Below are 1,586 nucleotides of genomic sequence, written 5' to 3'. Positions count from 1 at the left end.
CCCCGGGGGCCGTCTGTGTTCTGCGGGCCGTCTGTGTTCTGTCGGGTTCTGCTCGCCGTTGCACGGGGTGCGCCCGCCGGTCACAGAGTGGTTGAGACCTCTTGTCGGCGTGTTCGCGCCGCCCTAACCTCTCGCGTGTTGTGCAAGGCGAAACGACCGTTGCGCATGTTGCAACGTGAGAGGGAGGGGTTCCGTCGATGAAGCTCGCTGCCCGAATGGCCGCCCCGGCCGCCGCACTCGTCCTGGCCGGTGTCACCGCCACGGCATGTGCCCCGCAGACCTCCGACAACAGCGCGAAGACCGACGAGAAGAGCGGCACGCTCCGCGTCTGGCTCTTCCAGGAGGTCAACAACGAACCCAAGGAGCAGGTCGTCGACGCGGCGATCGCAGCCTTCCGCGGCCGGCACAAGGACGCGAAGGTCGAGGTCGAGTACATACCCGTCGACACCCGCGCCCAGCGCATCAAGGCGGCCTTCAACGACCCCAGGAGCGCGCCCGACCTGATCGAGTACGGCAACACGGACACCGCCGGGTACGTCGAGGACGGCGGACTCGCCGATGTGAGCGAGGAGTTCGGGGCCTGGGCAGAGGCGAAGGACACCGACCCGACCGCGAAGCAGTCGGTGACGGTGGACGGAAAGGTGTACGGCGCCCCGCTCTTCGTCGGCGTACGCGCGCTGTACTACCGGACCGATGTCTTCAAGGAGCTCGGCGTCCGGGCCCCCAAGACCCAGGCCGAGCTCGTCTCCACCGCCAAGAAGATCCACAAGGCGAAGCCGGAGCTGTACGGGATCGCCGTCGGCGGCGCGTACACGTACGGCGCGATGCCGTTCATCTGGGCGAACGGCGGTGAGCTGGCGTCGGAGACCGGGGGCTCGTACAAGGCGGCCATCAACAGCCCGGCCGCGCGCAAGGGCATCGAGTCCTACACCTCGCTGTTCGGCGACGACAACTGTCCGGCAGCCAAGTGCGCGTCGATGGGCGGGAACGCGACGGTGACGGCGTTCGCCTCCGGCAAGGCGGCGATGGCGATCGGCGGCGACTTCAGCCACGCGGCGGTCGAGGCGGGCGCGGTGAAGGGGAAGTACGCGGTCGTGCCGCTGCCGGGAGCCACCGCCGGCTCGATCGCGCCGGCCTTCGCGGGCGGCAACAACATCGGTGTGCTGAAGAGCAGTTCGCACCGCACGCTCGCCGTGGACCTCATGAAGTCCCTGGCGGGCAAGGAGACGCAGGGCAAGCTCTTCGACGCGATGGGCTTCCTGCCGACCTACACGGATGTGCGGGCGCGGGCGGCGACGAAGGAGCCCTTCGTCAAGCCGTTCATCGACACGCTCGCCGCCGACACCAGGTTCGTCCCCGCCTCTCCGGGCTGGGGCCGGATCGACGCCTCGCTCGTCCTGCCGACGATGTTCCAGGAGATCGTCAGCGGCAAGAAGAACGTGGCGACGGCCTCCGACGACGCGGCGAAGAAGATGGACGCGGCGTTCGCGTCCGCGGGCTGACCCATGACGACACCTGTCCCGGGGGCTGGCGCCCCCGAACCCCCGGCCGCGTCGCCCGGCACCACGGAGCCTTCGGCCGCGGAC

The 1,586-nt window shown here is 69.4% G+C and carries 1 protein-coding gene; it reads left to right on the top strand.

Going from position 1 to position 1,586, the window contains the following annotated elements; genetic code table 11:
* Window positions 1-197: 197 nt before the first annotated feature.
* Entirely contained in the window at window positions 198-1,502 is a 1,305-nt protein-coding gene (locus tag ACWGI8_RS44100; protein WP_453669237.1) for an extracellular solute-binding protein, read from the top strand.
* Window positions 1,503-1,586: the final 84 nt, after the last annotated feature.

The organism is Streptomyces sp. NPDC054841 (genome assembly GCF_053611045.1).
Note: the sequence above shows the minus strand (reverse complement) of the source record. Positions and strands in the feature narration are given on the sequence as shown.